Annotated in this window: 12 protein-coding genes; 9 read left to right on the top strand and 3 right to left on the bottom strand. The window is 62.4% G+C overall.

Annotation, left to right across the window (positions count from 1 at the left end; genetic code table 11):
- The first annotated feature begins 227 nt into the window (after nt 1-227).
- Entirely contained in the window at nt 228-5093 is a 4866-nt protein-coding gene (locus tag AB7M33_RS00880) for an NAD-glutamate dehydrogenase (protein ID WP_265969986.1), read from the top strand.
- Nucleotides 5094-5297: 204 nt separating this feature from the next.
- On the opposite strand, the gene ppsR is transcribed toward AB7M33_RS00880, so the two are convergent.
- Complete coding sequence (gene ppsR, locus AB7M33_RS00875; protein ID WP_027596678.1) at nt 5298-6116, bottom strand: posphoenolpyruvate synthetase regulatory kinase/phosphorylase PpsR; 819 nt, start codon at nt 6114-6116, stop codon at nt 5298-5300.
- 177 nt (nt 6117-6293) lie between these two features.
- On the opposite strand from ppsR, the gene ppsA reads away from it, so the two are divergent.
- From ppsA to AB7M33_RS00835, 8 genes are all read left to right on the top strand, one after another.
- Nucleotides 6294-8669: a phosphoenolpyruvate synthase gene (ppsA, locus tag AB7M33_RS00870; protein WP_265969985.1), complete on the top strand. Its 2376-nt coding sequence runs from the start codon at nt 6294-6296 to the stop codon at nt 8667-8669.
- Nucleotides 8670-8771: 102 nt separating this feature from the next.
- Entirely contained in the window at nt 8772-9764 is a 993-nt protein-coding gene (locus tag AB7M33_RS00865) for an alpha/beta fold hydrolase (protein ID WP_454242281.1), read from the top strand.
- 214 nt (nt 9765-9978) lie between these two features.
- On the top strand, nt 9979-10470 hold the full coding sequence (gene rraA / locus AB7M33_RS00860; protein WP_027596675.1) for a ribonuclease E activity regulator RraA: 492 nt from the start codon (nt 9979-9981) through the stop codon (nt 10468-10470).
- 27 nt (nt 10471-10497) lie between these two features.
- Nucleotides 10498-11493, top strand: a complete 996-nt coding sequence (locus AB7M33_RS00855) for a zinc transporter ZntB (protein ID WP_027596674.1) — start codon at nt 10498-10500, stop codon at nt 11491-11493.
- A 187-nt stretch (nt 11494-11680) separates the two neighbouring features.
- Complete coding sequence (locus AB7M33_RS00850; protein ID WP_027596673.1) at nt 11681-11944, top strand: hypothetical protein; 264 nt, start codon at nt 11681-11683, stop codon at nt 11942-11944.
- A gap of 2 nt (nt 11945-11946) precedes the next feature.
- Nucleotides 11947-12771: a mechanosensitive ion channel family protein gene (locus tag AB7M33_RS00845; protein WP_027596672.1), complete on the top strand. Its 825-nt coding sequence runs from the start codon at nt 11947-11949 to the stop codon at nt 12769-12771.
- Nucleotides 12772-12884: 113 nt separating this feature from the next.
- Nucleotides 12885-13451 carry an RNA polymerase sigma factor SigX gene (gene sigX / locus AB7M33_RS00840; RefSeq protein ID WP_033694384.1) on the top strand — a complete coding sequence of 189 codons (567 nt, stop codon included), beginning with the start codon at nt 12885-12887 and terminating at the stop codon, nt 13449-13451.
- Nucleotides 13452-13562: 111 nt separating this feature from the next.
- Entirely contained in the window at nt 13563-14600 is a 1038-nt protein-coding gene (locus AB7M33_RS00835) for an OmpA family protein (RefSeq protein WP_027596670.1), read from the top strand.
- 107 nt (nt 14601-14707) lie between these two features.
- Here the strand turns inward: AB7M33_RS00835 and cobA are convergent, their stop codons facing one another.
- Both cobA and AB7M33_RS00825 read right to left on the bottom strand, forming a co-directional pair.
- Nucleotides 14708-15451, bottom strand: a complete 744-nt coding sequence (gene cobA, locus AB7M33_RS00830) for a uroporphyrinogen-III C-methyltransferase (RefSeq protein WP_454242280.1) — start codon at nt 15449-15451, stop codon at nt 14708-14710.
- Nucleotides 15452-15477: 26 nt separating this feature from the next.
- Nucleotides 15478-17148, bottom strand: a complete 1671-nt coding sequence (locus tag AB7M33_RS00825; protein ID WP_454242279.1) for a protein kinase domain-containing protein — start codon at nt 17146-17148, stop codon at nt 15478-15480.
- Nucleotide 17149 lies beyond the last annotated feature (1 nt).

The raw sequence follows: 17149 nt of genomic DNA, 5'->3' as shown, positions 1-17149 counted from the left end.
CACGTATCCATAAACGTAAAGTTACCCCCCCTTGACCGAAATTGTCGCAGCGCTGCAAGCGTTGGTGACTACTCAGTCGTTAAGCTTCGGCGAGCCCTGGGCGTGCTGTGCACGTCCAACGCCTGGTTATAACCGTCCGCCATGCCACGGGTTGGCTATCGTTGATCCGTACACGGCGCACGCGAGCGACGCTTCAATTATTACAAAGCCCAAGCGGAGTACCACAGATGGCGTTTTTCACCGCAGCCAGCAAGGCCGACTTCCAGCATCAACTGCAAGCGGCTCTGGCGCAGCACATCAGCGAGCAGGCACTGCCACAAGTGGCGCTGTTCGCCGAACAGTTCTTCGGCATCATCTCTATGGACGAACTCACCCAGCGCAGGCTTTCCGACCTGGCTGGCTGTACCCTTTCTGCCTGGCGCATCATCGAGCGCTTCGACGCCGAACAACCTCAAGTGCGGGTGTACAACCCTGATTACGAACGCAACGGCTGGCAATCGACCCACACCGTGGTCGAGGTGCTGCACCACGACCTGCCCTTCCTGGTCGACTCGGTGCGCACCGAGCTCAACCGCCGGGGCTACAGCATCCACACCCTGCAAACCACGGTACTGAGCGTACGCCGCGGTGCCAAGGGCGAGCTGCTGGAGCTGCTGCCCAAGGGTACCCACGGCGAAGGCGTGCGCCATGAGTCGCTGATGTACCTGGAGATCGACCGCTGCGCCAACGCCGCTGAGCTGACGGTGCTGGCCCGTGAAATCGAACAAGTGCTGGCCGAAGTGCGGGTAGCGGTCGCCGATTTCGAACCGATGAAGGCCAAGCTGCGCGAAGTCGTGGCGCTGGTGGAACAGACCGCGTTTGGCCCGGCGCAGCATGACAAAGGCGAGGTGAAGGCGTTTCTCGAGTGGCTGCTGGACAACCATTTCACCTTCCTCGGCTACGAAGAATTCACCGTCCAGGGCGGCAGCGATGGCGGCCAGATGGTCTACGACGAACAGTCGTTCCTCGGCCTGCCACGGCGCCTGCGCGTGGGGCTGACGCCTGAAGAGCTGCGTATCGAAGACTACGCCGTGGCCTACCTCAACGAGCCGCTGCTGCTGTCCTTCGCCAAGGCCGCGCTGCCCAGCCGCGTGCACCGCCCGGCCTACCCGGACTACGTGTCGATCCGCCAGCTGGACGCGGATGGCAAGGTGGTCAAGGAACACCGCTTCATGGGCTTGTACACCTCCTCGGTGTATGGCGAGAGCGTGCATGCCATCCCGTACATTCGGGTCAAGGTGGCCGAAGTCGAGCGCCGTTCTGGCTTCGACCCCAAGGCCCACTTGGGCAAGGAACTGGCCCAGGTGCTCGAAGTGCTGCCGCGTGACGACCTGTTCCAGACCCCGATCGACGAGCTGTTCAGCACGGTCATGGCCATCGTGCAGATCCAGGAGCGCAACAAGATTCGCGTGTTCCTGCGCAAAGACCCTTACGGCCGCTTCTGCTACTGCTTGGCCTACGTGCCGCGCGAGGTCTACTCCACCGAAGTGCGGCAGAAGATCCAGCAGGTGCTGATGGAGCGCCTCAAAGCCAGCGACTGCGAGTTCTGGACCTTCTTCTCCGAATCGGTGCTGGCGCGCGTGCAGCTGATTTTGCGGGTCGACCCGAAGAACCGCATCGACATCGACCCGCAGCAGCTGGAAAACGAAGTGATCCAGGCTTGCCGCTCGTGGCAGGACGATTACTCGACCCTGGTGGTAGAGAACTTCGGCGAAGCCCAAGGCACCAACATCCTGGCCGACTTCCCCAAAGGCTTCCCGGCGGGCTACCGCGAGCGCTTTGCGGCGCACTCGGCCGTGGTCGACCTGCAGCATGTGCTGGGGCTGTCTGAAAGCAAGCCGCTGGCCATGAGCTTCTACCAGCCGCTGACCCAGGTCGGCGAGCGTACCCTGCATTGCAAGCTGTACCACGCCGACACCCCGCTGGCGCTGTCCGATGTCTTGCCGATTCTGGAAAACCTCGGTTTGCGCGTGCTTGGCGAGTTCCCGTATCGCCTGCGCCACGCCAATGGCCGTGAGTACTGGATCCATGACTTCGCCTTCACCTACAGCGAAGGCCTGAGCCTGGATATCCAACAGCTCAACGACACCCTGCAGGACGCCTTCATCCACATCGTCCGCGGCGATGCCGAGAACGACGCCTTCAACCGCCTGGTGCTGACCGCCGGCCTGCCGTGGCGCGATGTGGCGCTGCTGCGTGCGTATGCCCGTTACCTCAAGCAGATCCGCCTGGGCTTCGACCTGGGCTACATCGCCAGCACCTTGAACAACCACACCGGTATCGCTCGCGAACTGACCCGGTTGTTCAAGACCCGCTTCTACCTGGCGCGCAAACTGACTCAAGACGACCTGGACGACAAGCAGCAGCGTCTGGAGCAGGCGATCTTGACGGCGCTGGACGATGTTCAGGTGCTCAACGAAGACCGCATCCTGCGTCGCTACCTGGACCTGATCAAGGCCACCCTGCGCACCAACTTCTACCAGCCCGATGCCAACGGCCAGAACAAGTCGTACTTCAGCTTCAAGTTCAACCCCAAGCTGATCCCCGAGCTGCCAAAGCCGGTACCTAAGTTCGAGATCTTCGTTTATTCGCCACGGGTCGAAGGCGTGCATCTGCGCTTCGGCAACGTCGCCCGTGGCGGCCTGCGCTGGTCGGACCGCGAGGAAGACTTCCGCACCGAGGTGCTCGGCCTGGTCAAGGCCCAGCAGGTGAAGAACTCGGTCATCGTGCCAGTCGGCGCCAAAGGCGGCTTCCTGCCGCGCCGCCTGCCCCTGGGTGGCAGCCGTGACGAGATCGCTGCCGAAGGCATTGCCTGCTACCGCATCTTCATTTCTGGCCTGCTCGACATCACCGACAACCTCAAGGACGGGGGCGTGGTGCCGCCGGCCAACGTGGTGCGGCACGATGAAGACGATCCGTACCTGGTAGTGGCCGCCGACAAAGGCACCGCGACGTTCTCGGACATCGCCAACGGCATCGCCATCGACTACGGCTTCTGGCTGGGCGACGCCTTTGCCTCGGGCGGCTCGGCCGGCTATGACCACAAGAAGATGGGCATCACCGCCCGTGGCGCCTGGGTGGGTGTACAGCGCCACTTCCGCGAGCGCGGCATCAACGTGCAGGAAGACCCGATTACCGTGATCGGCGTCGGCGACATGGCCGGCGACGTGTTCGGCAATGGCTTGCTGATGTCCGACAAACTCAAGCTGGTGGCGGCGTTCAACCACCTGCACATCTTCATCGACCCGAACCCGGAGCCGGCCAACAGCTTCGCCGAGCGCAAGCGCCTGTTCGACCTGCCGCGTTCGGCCTGGAGCGACTACGACACCAGCATCATGTCCGAAGGCGGCGGGATCTTCCCGCGCAGTGCCAAGAGCATTGCCATCAGCCCGCAGATGAAAGAACGCTTTGCCATCGAAGCCGACCGCCTGACCCCGACCGAGCTGCTCAATGCACTGCTCAAGGCGCCAGTCGACCTGCTGTGGAACGGCGGCATCGGCACTTATGTCAAGGCCAGCAGCGAGAGCCACGCCGATGTCGGCGACAAGGCCAACGACGCCCTGCGCGTCAACGGCAACGAGCTGCGCTGCAAGGTGGTGGGCGAGGGCGGCAACCTGGGCATGACCCAGCTTGGCCGGGTCGAGTTCGGCCTCAATGGCGGCGCGACCAACACCGACTTCATCGACAACGCCGGCGGCGTGGACTGCTCGGACCACGAGGTCAATATCAAGATCCTGCTCAATGAAGTGGTGCAGGGTGGCGACATGACCGAGAAGCAGCGCAACCAGCTGCTCGGCAGCATGACCGAAGAAGTCGGCGCGCTGGTGCTGGGCAACAACTACAAGCAGACCCAGGCGTTGTCCCTGGCGGCCCGCCGCGCTCGCGAGCGGATTGCCGAATACAAGCGCCTGATGGCGGATCTGGAAGGGCGTGGCAAGCTCGACCGTGCCATCGAGTTCCTGCCGTCCGAAGAGCAACTGGCCGAGCGCCTGGCGGCTGGCCAGGGCCTGACCCGTGCCGAGCTGTCGGTGCTGATCTCGTACAGCAAGATCGACCTCAAGGAGCAACTGCTGAAGTCGCTGGTGCCGGACGACGATTACCTGACCCGCGACATGGAGACCGCGTTCCCGCCGTCACTGGTCAGCAAGTTTGCCGAGTCCATGCGCCGTCATCGCCTGAAACGCGAGATCGTCAGCACCCAGATCGCCAACGACCTGGTCAACAACATGGGCATCACCTTCGTCCAGCGCCTGAAGGAATCGACCGGCATGAGCCCGGCCAACGTGGCGGGCGCCTATGTGATCGTTCGCGACATCTTCCACCTGCCGCACTGGTTCCGTCAGATCGAAGCGCTGGACTATCAGGTGCCGGCCGAAATCCAGCTGACCCTGATGGACGAGTTGATGCGCCTGGGCCGCCGTGCCACGCGCTGGTTCCTGCGCAGCCGCCGCAACGAGCAGGATGCCGGGCGTGATACCGCGCATTTCGGGCCGAAGATCGCGCAACTGGGGCTCAAGCTCGACGAACTGCTGGAAGGCCCGACCCGCGAGCGCTGGATGGTGCGCTACCAGGGCTTCGTCGACGCCGGTGTGCCGGAGCTGCTGGCACGCATGGTGGCCGGTACCAGCCACCTGTACACCTTGTTGCCGATCATCGAGGCGGCGGATGTGACCGGCCATGACCCGGCGCAGGTGGCCAAGGCGTTCTTCGCCGTGGGCAGCTCGCTGGACCTGACCTGGTACCTGCAGGAGATCAGCAACCTGCCGGTGGAAAACAACTGGCAGGCCCTGGCCCGCGAGGCGTTCCGCGACGATATCGACCTGCAGCAGCGGGCGATCACCATTTCTGTGCTGCAAATGGTCGATGCACCGCAGGACATGGATGCCCGTGTGGCGCTGTGGGCCGAGCAGCACCGGGTGATGGTCGAGCGCTGGCGCGCGATGCTGGATGACCTGCGCAATGCCACCGGGACTGACTATGCGATGTACGCGGTGGCCAACCGCGAGCTGGTCGACCTGGCCATGAGCGGGCAGGCGGTGGTGGTGCCGTCCTGATCGGTGGTCTGAAATGAAAAAGCCCCGGCAGCGATGCCGGGGCTTTCTATTTGTAATTGTCCCACCTAGCAGGTGATCGGGTCTTTGTAGGAGCGGCCTTGTGTCGCGAAAGGGCCGCATAGCGGCCCCGGCAATATCAGCCTGATGCGCAAATCGTGGGGGCGCTTCGCACCCCTTTCGCGACACAAGGCCGCTCCTACAGGCTTACTTGAACCGCCGCTCCACGCCTTTCTCCACCAGAATCTTCGCCGAAATCTCTTCCACCGAAAAATGCGTGGAATTGATATTGGGAATGTTCTCCCGCCGGAACAGGCTCTCTACCTCGCGCACCTCGAACTCGCACTGGGCAAAGCTGGAATAGCGGCTGTTGGGCTTGCGCTCGTGGCGGATGGCCGTCAGGCGGTCCGGGTCGATGGTCAGGCCAAACAGCTTGCTGTGGTGCTTTTTCAGCACCGCCGGCAGTTGCAGGCGCTCCATGTCATCTTCGGTCAGCGGGTAGTTGGCCGCACGAATACCGAATTGCATGGCCATGTACAGGCAGGTTGGCGTCTTGCCGCAGCGTGAGACGCCGACCAGAATCAGGTCGGCCTTGTCGTAGTAGTGCGTGCGTGCGCCATCATCGTTGTCCAGGGCGAAGTTGACCGCCTCGATACGCTCCATGTAGTTGGAGTTGCCGCCAATCGAGTGGGATTTGCCGACGGAATACGACGAATGGGCGGTCAATTCTTGCTCGAGCGGGGATAAAAACGACGAAAAGATGTCGATCATGAAGCCATTCGAGGTCGCCAGGATCTCGCGGATGTCCTGATTGACGATGGTGTCGAAGATGATAGGGCGCACACCATCGCGCTCGGCGGCAGCGTTGATTTGCTGCACCATGGTGCGCGCTTTGTCCGGCGTATCGATGTAGGGACGGGTGAATTTGTTGAACGGAATGCTTTCGAATTGAGCGAGCAAGCTTTGCCCCAGGGTCTCGGCGGTGATGCCGGTGCCGTCGGAGATGAAGAACGCGGTTCTTTTCATTTGCACCCTGGGCCTTAAGCTGATGACGTTTCTTGGATATGATAAGTTCGGTTTGCCGAATGCGGCTGTCGGCATTCTCACTTATTTTCCAGGTACAGGCCACAAACGCCCGGCCAAGTCAAAGCAGACAGGCGGGCGCCTTTGAGCTTTTCCAACACAGTTAGTGGAGAGATCACCTTGGTAGAGTACGTAGTTTCCCTCGATAAGCTCGGCGTCCATGATGTGGAGCATGTGGGGGGCAAGAACGCATCCCTGGGCGAGATGATCAGCAACCTTGCGGGTGCTGGTGTATCGGTGCCGGGCGGCTTTGCCACTACGGCGCAGGCGTACCGCGATTTTCTCGAACAGAGTGGTCTCAACGACCGGATCCATGCCGCACTCGATGCGCTGGACGTGGATGACATCAACGCCCTGACCAAAACCGGCGCGCAGATTCGCCAGTGGGTCATGGAAGCTGAATTCCCGGCGCGTCTGGATGCGGAAATCCGTACGGCCTTCGCCGAAATGGCCGCTGGCAACGACAACATGGCCGTTGCCGTGCGCTCTTCGGCCACCGCCGAAGACCTGCCGGACGCCTCGTTTGCCGGTCAGCAAGAAACCTTCCTCAACATCCGCGGCGTCGACAACGTGATCCGCGCGGCCAAGGAAGTGTTCGCCTCGCTGTTCAACGACCGCGCCATTGCCTACCGCGTGCACCAGGGCTTCGACCACAAGCTGGTGGCCCTGTCGGCCGGCGTGCAGCGCATGGTCCGCTCCGAGACCGGCACCGCTGGCGTGATGTTCACCCTCGACACCGAGTCGGGCTTCCGCGACGTGGTGTTCATCACCGGCGCCTATGGCCTGGGTGAAACCGTCGTGCAGGGTGCGGTCAACCCTGATGAATTCTACGTGCACAAGCAAACCTTGCAGGCCGGCCGCCCGGCCATTCTGCGCCGCAACCTGGGCAGCAAGGCGATCAAGATGATCTACGGCGACGAGGCCAAGGCCGGTCGTTCGGTCAAGACCGTCGAAGTCGACCGCGCCGAACGCGCCCGCTTCTGCCTGAGCGACGCCGAAGTCAACGAACTGGCCAAGCAGGCCATGATCATCGAGCAGCACTATCAGCGCCCGATGGACATCGAGTGGGCCAAAGACGGTGACGACGGCAAGCTGTACATCGTTCAGGCCCGCCCTGAAACCGTAAAAAGCCGTTCCAGCGCCAATGTCATGGAACGCTACCTGCTCAAAGAGAAAGGCACCGTACTGGTCGAAGGCCGCGCCATCGGCCAGCGCATCGGCGCCGGCAAGGTTCGCGTGATCAACGACGTGTCGGAAATGGACAAGGTCCAGCCGGGCGACGTGCTGGTCTCCGACATGACCGACCCGGACTGGGAACCGGTCATGAAGCGCGCCAGCGCCATCGTCACCAACCGTGGCGGGCGTACCTGCCACGCGGCGATCATTGCCCGTGAGCTGGGTATTCCGGCCGTTGTCGGATGCGGCAACGCCACCCAGCTGCTCAAGGACGGCCAGGGCGTGACGGTCTCCTGCGCCGAAGGCGATACCGGCTTCATCTTCGAAGGCGAGCTGGGCTTCGACATCAAGCAGAACTCGGTCGACGCCATGCCGGACCTGCCGTTCAAGATCATGATGAACGTCGGCAACCCGGACCGTGCCTTCGACTTCGCCCAGCTGCCCAACGCCGGTGTCGGCCTGGCGCGCCTGGAGTTCATCATCAACCGCATGATCGGCGTGCACCCCAAGGCGCTGCTGAACTATGCCGGCCTGCCGGCAGAGCTCAAGGACAGCGTCGACAAGCGCATCGCCGGTTACGACGACCCGGTCGGCTTCTATGTCGAGAAGCTGGTCGAAGGCATCAGCACCCTGGCGGCAGCCTTCTACCCGAAAAAGGTCATCGTGCGCCTGTCGGACTTCAAGTCCAACGAATACGCCAACCTGATCGGCGGCAAGCTGTACGAGCCGGAAGAAGAAAACCCGATGCTGGGCTTCCGTGGCGCTTCGCGTTACATCAGCGAATCGTTCCGTGACTGCTTCGAGCTCGAATGCCGCGCGCTTAAGCGCGTGCGCAACGAAATGGGCCTGACCAACGTCGAAATCATGGTGCCGTTCGTGCGCACCTTGGGCGAAGCCAGTCAGGTCATCGACCTGTTGGCCGAAAACGGCCTGGCCCGCGGCGACAATGGCCTGCGCGTGATCATGATGTGCGAGCTGCCGTCCAACGCGATTCTGGCCGAAGAGTTCCTGGAATACTTCGACGGCTTCTCGATCGGCTCCAACGACCTGACCCAGCTGACCCTGGGCCTGGACCGTGACTCGGGGATCATTGCGCACCTGTTCGACGAGCGTAACCCTGCCGTCAAGAAGCTGCTGGCCAACGCCATCCAGGCGTGCAACAAGGCTGGCAAGTACATCGGCATCTGCGGCCAGGGCCCATCGGACCACCCAGACCTGGCCAAATGGCTGATGGAGCAGGGCATCGAAAGCGTGTCGCTGAACCCGGACTCGGTGCTCGAGACCTGGTTCTTCCTGGCCGAGGGCCAGGGCGCAGCCTGATGCAGTGAATTGCGGGGGCGCGTCTGGCGCGCTCCCGCCTGGTTTTATCCAGGGCGAGTTCCAGTAATGGTTCCCGCCCTTTTTTGTGCACCAAGCAACCTTATGCATAGCAGCAGCACTTTATTTCCCGTGGCCTTGCTCAGCGCAGAGCGCCGAGGCGACCTGAGCGAGGATGTGTACCGGATCAAGGCTGGCAACAGCCCCGACCCGAGCGTCGAGCTGGCCGTGACCCGCCTTGGGTTGGCCGACCAGCCAGGCGCCCAGGGCGTACCGGTCATTCTCTTGCACGGCAGCTTCTCCAACCGCCGTTTCTGGTATTCGCCCAAAGGCATCGGCCTGGGCGCGTTTCTCGCCCGCGCAGGTTTTGATGTGTGGATCCCAGAAATGCGTGGCCATGGCCTGTCGCCGCGCAATCGCCAGTGGCAGCACAACCGTGTCGCCGACTATGCCCGCGATGACTTGCCCTTGATTGCTGCATTCGTTCAGGAGCAGGCCGGCCAGGCGCCGCACTGGGTTGGCCATTCCCTGGGCGGTACCACCCTGGCCGCCGCACTGGGTGGCGGGTATTTGCCACCTGAGCAGGTTGCCAGCGCGGCGTTCTTCGGCACCCAGGTCAGCCGCGTGTACTGGCCCTTGAAAGTGCCGCCGGTAGTATGGGGGGCGAAGTTTTTGCTCAAGCGCTGGCGGCAGATTCCGGGGCAGCGCTTAAAGCGTGGCCCCGAGGACGAGCCGATCGGCCTGGCCCTCGAAAGCATGCGCTGGCATGGCCTGTTCGGGCGCTTTGGCGACAAGGACAATGATTGGTGGGCCGGGCTTGCACGGGTCGATGTGCCGGTGCTGGCCGTGGCCGGCGCGGGCGACTTCCAGGACCCTGTATGGGCTTGCCGCAAGCTGTTCGAACAGTTGGGCGGGTCGAGCAAGCAGTTTCTGCGGCTGGGGCGCGAGGAAGGCTTCGAGGCGTTCGGGCATGTCGACATGCTGGTCAGCAAGGCGGCCCAGGCTCAGGTCTGGCCGTTGGTGGAGCGCTGGGTGAGGGACCCCTTGGTGCCCGTGCATGCTTCGGTTGTGATGGCGGAGCCTGTGTTGGCCAGCTGATTCTGTGCGGCCTTTACTGGCCCTTTCGCGGGCAAGCCCGCTCCCACACGATCACTGCAGCGCCTAGGCCAGTGGTATTCCTGTAGGAGCGGGCTTGCCCGCGAAAGGGCCGGTACAGGCACAAGCTGACCACTCAGTCCTGGATGACTGCGACAGCCTCTCCGGTGTAGCCTTGGCCCACACCCGCTTTCGTTGTGACTGACAGGAGCTTCCCATGCAGCATTACGTAACGCCCGACCTCTGCGACGCCTACCCTGACCTGGTCCAGGTGCTCGAACCCATGTTCAGCAACTTCGGCGGCCGCGATTCGTTCGGCGGCCAAATCGTCACCCTCAAATGCTTCGAAGACAACTCGCTGGTCAAGGAGCAGGTCGAACTCGACGGCAAGGGCAAGGTGCTGGTGGTCGACGGCGGCGGTTCGCTGCGCTGTGCGCTGCTGGGCGACATGCTGGCCGAGAAGGCTGCCAAAAATGGCTGGGAAGGCTTGGTGATCTACGGCTGCGTACGCGACGTGGACATCCTGATCCAGACCGACGTCGGCGTGCAGGCCCTGGCCAGCCACCCGAAGAAGAGCAACAAGCGCGGCATCGGCGAGCTCGACGTGCCAGTGACCTTCGCCGGCGTGACCTTCCGCTCGGGTGAATACGTATATGCCGACAACAATGGCGTGCTGGTCTCGCCAAGCCCGCTGAAAATGCCGGAGTGATGCGCCGCACGCGCTGATGGAGCTTTGATGTTCGAGGAAGACAACGCGCAGTGGGGGCTGGTGCATGCCCTGGTGCTCGATGGCAAAGGCGGCGCGCGCTCGATTGCCCGTACCGAACTGGACGACCTGCAACTGCACCCCCAGGAAAGCCTCTGGCTGCACTGGGACCGCAGCCACCCGCAAACCCGTACCTGGCTGCTGCGCGACAGCGGCCTGAGCGAGTTTGCCTGCGATTTGCTGCTGGAAGAAAACACCCGGCCGCGCTTGCTGCCGCTGGTGGATGAACAGTTGTTGCTGTTTTTGCGCGGGGTCAACCTCAACCCGGGCGCCGAGCCTGAAGACATGGTTTCGGTACGCATTTTCGCCGAGGCGCAGCGGGTCATCTCGCTGCGCCTGCGGCCGCTGCGGGCCAGCGACGAGATTCTGCAGTTGCTCAGCGAGGGCAGGGGGCCTAAGTCGGCTTCCGAGTTGTTGCTGTTGATGGGAGAACTGCTGACCGAAAAGGTCCAGGGCCTGGTCAGCGACCTGTCCGAATTGGTTGATCTCGAAGAAGAAAAGGTCGAATCCGACGAACGGTACACTCCAGAGCAGGGCAGCCTGCAGCAGATCCGCCGTCGGGCCGCTGGCCTGCGGCGTTTTCTGGCGCCGCAGCGTGAAATCTACGCCCAGCTGTCACGCAGCAAGTGGAGCTGGTTTGCCGATGCCGATGCCGACTACTGGAACGAGTTGAACAACAGCCTGATCCGCTACCTCGAAGAGCTCGAGCTGACCCGCGAGCGGGCCGCGCTGGTGCTTGAGAGCGAGGACCGGCGCCGCAGCGAGCGGATGAACCGGACCATGTACCGCTTCGGCATCATCACCTGTATTTTCCTGCCCATGAGCTTCGTCACCGGGCTGCTCGGCATCAACGTCGGCGGTATTCCGGGGTCGAACAGCCCGTATGGCTTCCTGTTCGCCAGCCTGCTGGTGCTGGGCTTGGCAGTGGGGCAGTGGTGGCTGTTCCGGCGGTTGCGGTGGGTGTGAATGGCTATTGACCTGCACTGGCCTCTTCGCGGGCATTGCATTGATTTATCTTGCAGCGCGATCCCTGTGGGAGCGGGCTTGCCCGCGAAGAATCCAACGCGTGTTCATTTTGAAACATTCGTCCCAAGGCGATGTGTGACCCATCGCTGTGCCATCTCGTCTCTTGCTGATACTGCGCGAGGTGCCCATGCACGATCCGTTTGAAGAATCCCTGCGCGACCTGCTCAAGGCGTCACCGTCCGGCCAGGACCGAGATGACGCCGCCTGCTTGGGTCGTGTGCTGAAAACCGCCAACCGCCAGGTCGGTGCGGGTGATCTGTTCAGCCTGCTTGGCCGTTGGAGCCAGGCGCTGCTGATTGCCGTCAACAATGGCTCGGCGCATGTTGCGCCCGTGCGTAGAAACTCTACCCGCAACGCTGCCAGCGGCAGCAAAGCAGATAAGGCCGATTGAATATGGAACTGGATCTCTGGACCCAAAGCCTGGTCACTGCCATGACGGCCCTTTGGACCAAGGTGGCGAACTTCATCCCTAACCTGTTCGGCGCGCTGGTGGTGGTGCTGCTCGGTTTCGTGGTGGCCAAGCTGCTCGATGCGCTGCTCTCCAAATTACTCGCCAAGCTTGGCTTGGACCGCCTGATGGCCGGTACCGGGCTGACCAAGATGTTGAGCCGGGGTGGCATCCAGGTGCCGATATCGACCCTGATCGGCAAGATCGTCTACTGGTTCGTGTTGCTGATCTTCCTCGTTTCGGCCGCTGAATCGCTGGGCCTTGAGCGGGTGTCGGCGACCCTCGACATGCTCGCCCTGTACCTGCCTAAAGTGTTCGGCGCGGCGCTGGTGCTGCTGGCCGGCGTGCTGCTGGCGCAGGTGGCTAATGGCCTGGTGCGCGGTGCAGCCGAAGGCATTGGCCTTGAGTATTCCGCCGGTATTGGGCGTATCACCCAAGGCCTGGTGATCATCATCAGCATCTCGGTGGCCATCAGCCAGCTCGAGGTCAAGACCGACCTGCTGAACCACGTGATCGTCATCGGGCTGATTACCGTTGGTCTGGCCGTTGCCTTGGCCATGGGCCTCGGCAGCCGCGAAATCGCTGGGCAAATTCTGGCCGGCATCTACGTGCGCGAGCTGTACCAAGTCGGCCAGCAGGTGCGGATTGGAGAGGTCGAAGGGCATATCGAGGAAATCGGCACGGTGAAGACGACGCTGTTGACCGATGATGGCGAACTGGTGTCGCTGTCTAACCGCGTGTTGCTTGAGCAGCGTGTCAATAGCCGCTAACCGCACAAAAGCTGTTAATGTATGCCGCCGCGAAATCGACCCCACGGGGTCGAGCGGCGACATTGACCTGACTGTCGGCCAGATCCGTTTTGAATAAAGTTCATTCGCCGCCCATGCGTTATGACCCCCGCGAGCTCACCGACGAAGAGTTGGTGGCGCGTTCGCATGAGGAGCTGTACCACGTTACCCGCGCCTATGAGGAGCTCATGCGGCGCTACCAGCGGACCCTGTTCAACGTCTGTGCACGTTATTTGGGGAACGACCGGGATGCCGACGATGTCTGTCAGGAAGTGATGCTGAAAGTGCTGTACGGGCTGAAGAACTTCGAAGGTAAATCGAAGTTCAAAACCTGGCTCTACAGCATCACCTACAACGAGTGCATTACCCAGTACCGCAAGGAGCGACGCAAACGTCGGTTGATGGATGCCTTGAGTCTGGACCCTATTGAAGAGGCGTCCGAAGACAAGGCACCCAAACCCGAAGAAAAAGGCGGGCTGGACAAATGGCTCGTGCATGTGAACCCGATCGATCGGGAAATCCTGGTGCTGCGATTTGTCGCAGAGCTGGAATTTCAGGAAATCGCGGATATCATGCACATGGGCCTGAGCGCGACGAAAATGCGTTACAAGCGCGCGCTAGACAAGCTTCGAGAGAAATTTCACGGGCTGGATGAAACTTAAGCGCGTGCAATAATCTCTAACGAATCGGCGAGTTCTGCTAGACTAGCCGTCGAGTTGTCCCCCTTGTTGTTGGTGGGACTGCTTAACTATCACCAGATGGGGATTTAACGGATGAAATTGAAAAACACCTTGGGCTTGGCCATTGGCTCGCTCGTAGCCGCTACTTCGTTCGGCGTTCTGGCTCAAGGCCAAGGCGCAGTCGAAATCGAAGGTAACGTTACCAAGCAGTACTACGACAGCGAGCGTAACTTCAAGAACGACGGCACCAATCCTGGTGTTCGCCTCGGTTACTTCCTGACCGACGACGTCTCCCTGGACCTGGGCTACAACGAGACTCACAACGCTCGTGGTGAAGTCTTCAACAAAGACATCAAAGGTTCGAAAGCCAAGCTCGACGCTACCTACCACTTCGGTACCGTAGGCGATGCTCTGCGTCCGTACGTTTCCGCTGGTTTCGCTCACGAGAGCCTGGGCCAAGCTACCCGTAGCGGCCGCGACCACTCCACCTTCGCCAACGTTGGCGCTGGCGCCAAGTGGTACATCACCGACATGTTCTTCGCCCGTGCTGGCGTTGAAGCCATGTACAACATCGACAACGGCAACACCGAGTGGGGCCCATCCGTTGGTGTTGGTCTGAACTTCGGTGGCAGCGGTGGCAAAGTTGCTCCAGCTCCGGCTCCAGTAGCTGAAGTCTGCTCCGACAGCGACAACGACGGCGTGTGCGACAACGTCGACAAGTGCCCAGACACCCCGGCCAACGTTACCGTTGACGCCGACGGCTGCCCGGCTGTTGCCGAAGTCGTTCGTGTTGAGCTGGACGTCAAGTTCGACTTCGACAAGTCGGTCGTCAAGCCAAACAGCTACGGCGACATCAAGAACCTGGCTGACTTCATGAAGCAGTACCCACAAACCACCACCGTGGTTGAAGGTCACACTGACTCCGTAGGTCCAGACGCTTACAACCAGAAGCTGTCCGAGCGTCGTGCCAACGCTGTCAAGCAAGTCCTGACCCAGCAGTACGGCGTAGAATCGAGCCGTGTTGACTCGGTTGGCTACGGTGAGACCCGTCCGGTTGCTGACAACGCCACCGAAGAAGGTCGCGCTGTTAACCGTCGCGTTGAAGCGCAAGTAGAAGCCCAAGCCAAGTAATTGGTTCGATGCTTCATGAAAAACCCGGCCTCGGCCGGGTTTTTCTTTGCCTGCGATTTCATGGGTGCTGGCTTGCCAGCGAAGAGGCCAGCACAAGCAACACGCCGCTAGCCAGCGGCTGACCATTCCATCAGCTGTGCCTGAGCAACCCCAACCACCTCGCCAATCACCAGTATCGCCGGGCTGCAGAGCCCGAATGCCCGCGCATCGTCAACCATCCCCTGCACATCACTGCGGCACTCACGCTGCTGCGGCAATGACGCATTCTCGATCATCGCCACTGGCATATGGGGCGCCATGCCACCGTGCAGTAGCCCCAGGCGAATCTGCTTCAGCCGCGCAACACCCATGTACACCACCAGCGTCGTACCACCCTGCGCCAGCGCCGCCCAGTTCAGGTCGCTGTCATCCTGGGTATGTGCGGTTACCAGCGTCACACCGCGGCTCACCCCGCGTGACGTCAGTGATATGCCGCATTGCGTCGCCCCCGCCAGGCCTGCCGTGATGCCGTTGACCAGCTCGACCTCGATGCCATGGCCTTGCAACCAGGCGGCTTCTTCGCCACCCCGGCCGAAGATGCACGGGTCGCCGCCTTTGAGCCGTACCACACAGCGCCCCTGGCGCGCATGGCGCAACATCAGGCGCTGGATAAAGGCCTGCGGCGTGGAGCGGCAGCCACCGCGCTTGCCCACGGCAATCACCCGTGCCTGTGGGCAATGCTCCAGCACGGCGGGGTTCACCAGGTCGTCGATCATCACCACCTGGGCGTGCTGCAGTGCACGCACGGCCTTGAGGGTCAGCAGTTCGGGGTCGCCAGGGCCAGCACCGACCAGCCAGACTTTTGCATTCATCAACGTTTCCTCATCGGCAAGGCGGCTCAGCCCTTGAGCAGGGTGAGCAGCAGTATCAGGTTACACAGCAGGGACAGCAGGGCCAGGGTGCGCCAGACTTTCAGCGGTTCGCGCTCCAGCAACGGCCGGGGGCGATTGGGCGCATCCTGGCGGTCGCCGCGTTCGAGCAGCAGCAACCAGTGTTCAGCAGTTTCAAAGCGGTGCGCCGGGTCGGCCGCCACCGCTTGCAGCAGGTTGTGCTGCAACCATTCCGGCAGGTCAGGGCGATAGCGCGAGGCATTGACCGGCTGGCCGAAGCGTGGCCGCTGGAACGGCTCCACTTCGCCATAGGGGTAGTGCCCGGTCAGCAGGTGGTAGAGCGTCACGCCGGCGGCATAGAGGTCTTGCCGCGGGCCGGGGGGCTGGCCTTCGAAGGCTTCCGGGGCGATGAAGGAGGGCGTGCCGGGCAGCTCGTGCTGCGGGTCTTCGGACAGGCCAGGGCAGTAGGCCAAACCGAAGTCCAGCAGGCGCAGTTGGCCATCGGCGCCCAGGTGCAGGTTTTCTGGTTTGATGTCGCGGTGCAGCAAGTTGCGCCGATGCAGCACGCCGACGGCTTGCAGCAGTTGACGGGCCATTTCCAGCCACTGCGCCAGCGGCAGCGGCCCGTGCTCGTTGAGCAGCGCCGAAAGGCTTTGGCCGGGGTATTCGCGCATCACGTAGTACAGGTGCTGGCGCTGGCTGGCGACGTGCAGTTCAGGGAAGTGCCGCCCGGCCACCCGGCGCAGGAACCACTCTTCCATCAGCAGCCCTTGCGCCGCCCCGGGCTCCTGTTCGCGGGCAGCGGGCAGGGTCTTGAGCAGCCATGCGTGGCCGTGGCCGTCGCGTGCCCGGTACAGAAGGGATTGGCGGCTGTGCGAGAGCAGCGTCTCGATCTGCCAGCCATCGATCACCTGGCCTTCGCGAAGGGGGCCGGGCACAGGCCACTGCTGCAGCTGTGCCAAGGTATCGCCCAGGTTGGTCGGCCCCAGTTGTTCAACCTGCACCAATAAGGCGCTGGCGTTGTCCTGGCTGCCATTGAGGTGGGCGCTGGCAACCAGGGTGTCGGCCGCCTGTTGCAGGTCGGGCTGCTCGCGCAAGACCGACTGGATGTGCTGGTCACCCAGGCTGGCCCAGACCCCATCGCTCAAGAGCACGAAGCACTCGCCTGCCTGCAGTTCGCCTTCCAGGTAATCGACCAACAGTTGCTGGTCCAGCCCTAGTGCGCGTTTGAGCACATGCTGCATACCCGGTTGATCCCACACGTGGTCTTCGCTCAGGCACTGCAGGCGGCCGTGGTGCCAGCGGTAGACGCGGCAGTCGCCGACATGCGCCAGGGTAAAGCGCCGACCGCGCAGCACCAGTGCGCTGAGGGTGGTCAACAGTGGCTGGCCGCTGCCCTGGGCGCGCAGCCAGCGGTTCTGCGCCAGCAGCAGGCGGTCCAGCGCCTGTGCCACGCTCCAGGTGGCGGGGGTGGCGTAGTAGTCCAGGGCCAGCGCCTGCAGGCTGGCCCGTGCGGCCAGGCCGCCATCGGCGCATTGGCTGACACCGTCGGCGAGGGCGAACAGGTAGCCCTTGCTGGCGGCCAGCTCTGGCGCCGGGGTGACCAGGCGCAGGGCATCCTGGTTTTCCGCGCGGGGGCCGGTGGCGCTGGCGTGGGCAAAGCTCAGTTGCAGGCTCATG

The sequence above is a fragment of the Pseudomonas sp. Y3 TE3536 genome, from assembly GCF_053629175.1.
The sequence above is the reverse complement of the archived record's forward strand: the minus strand, read 5'-3'. Positions and strand labels throughout refer to the sequence as shown.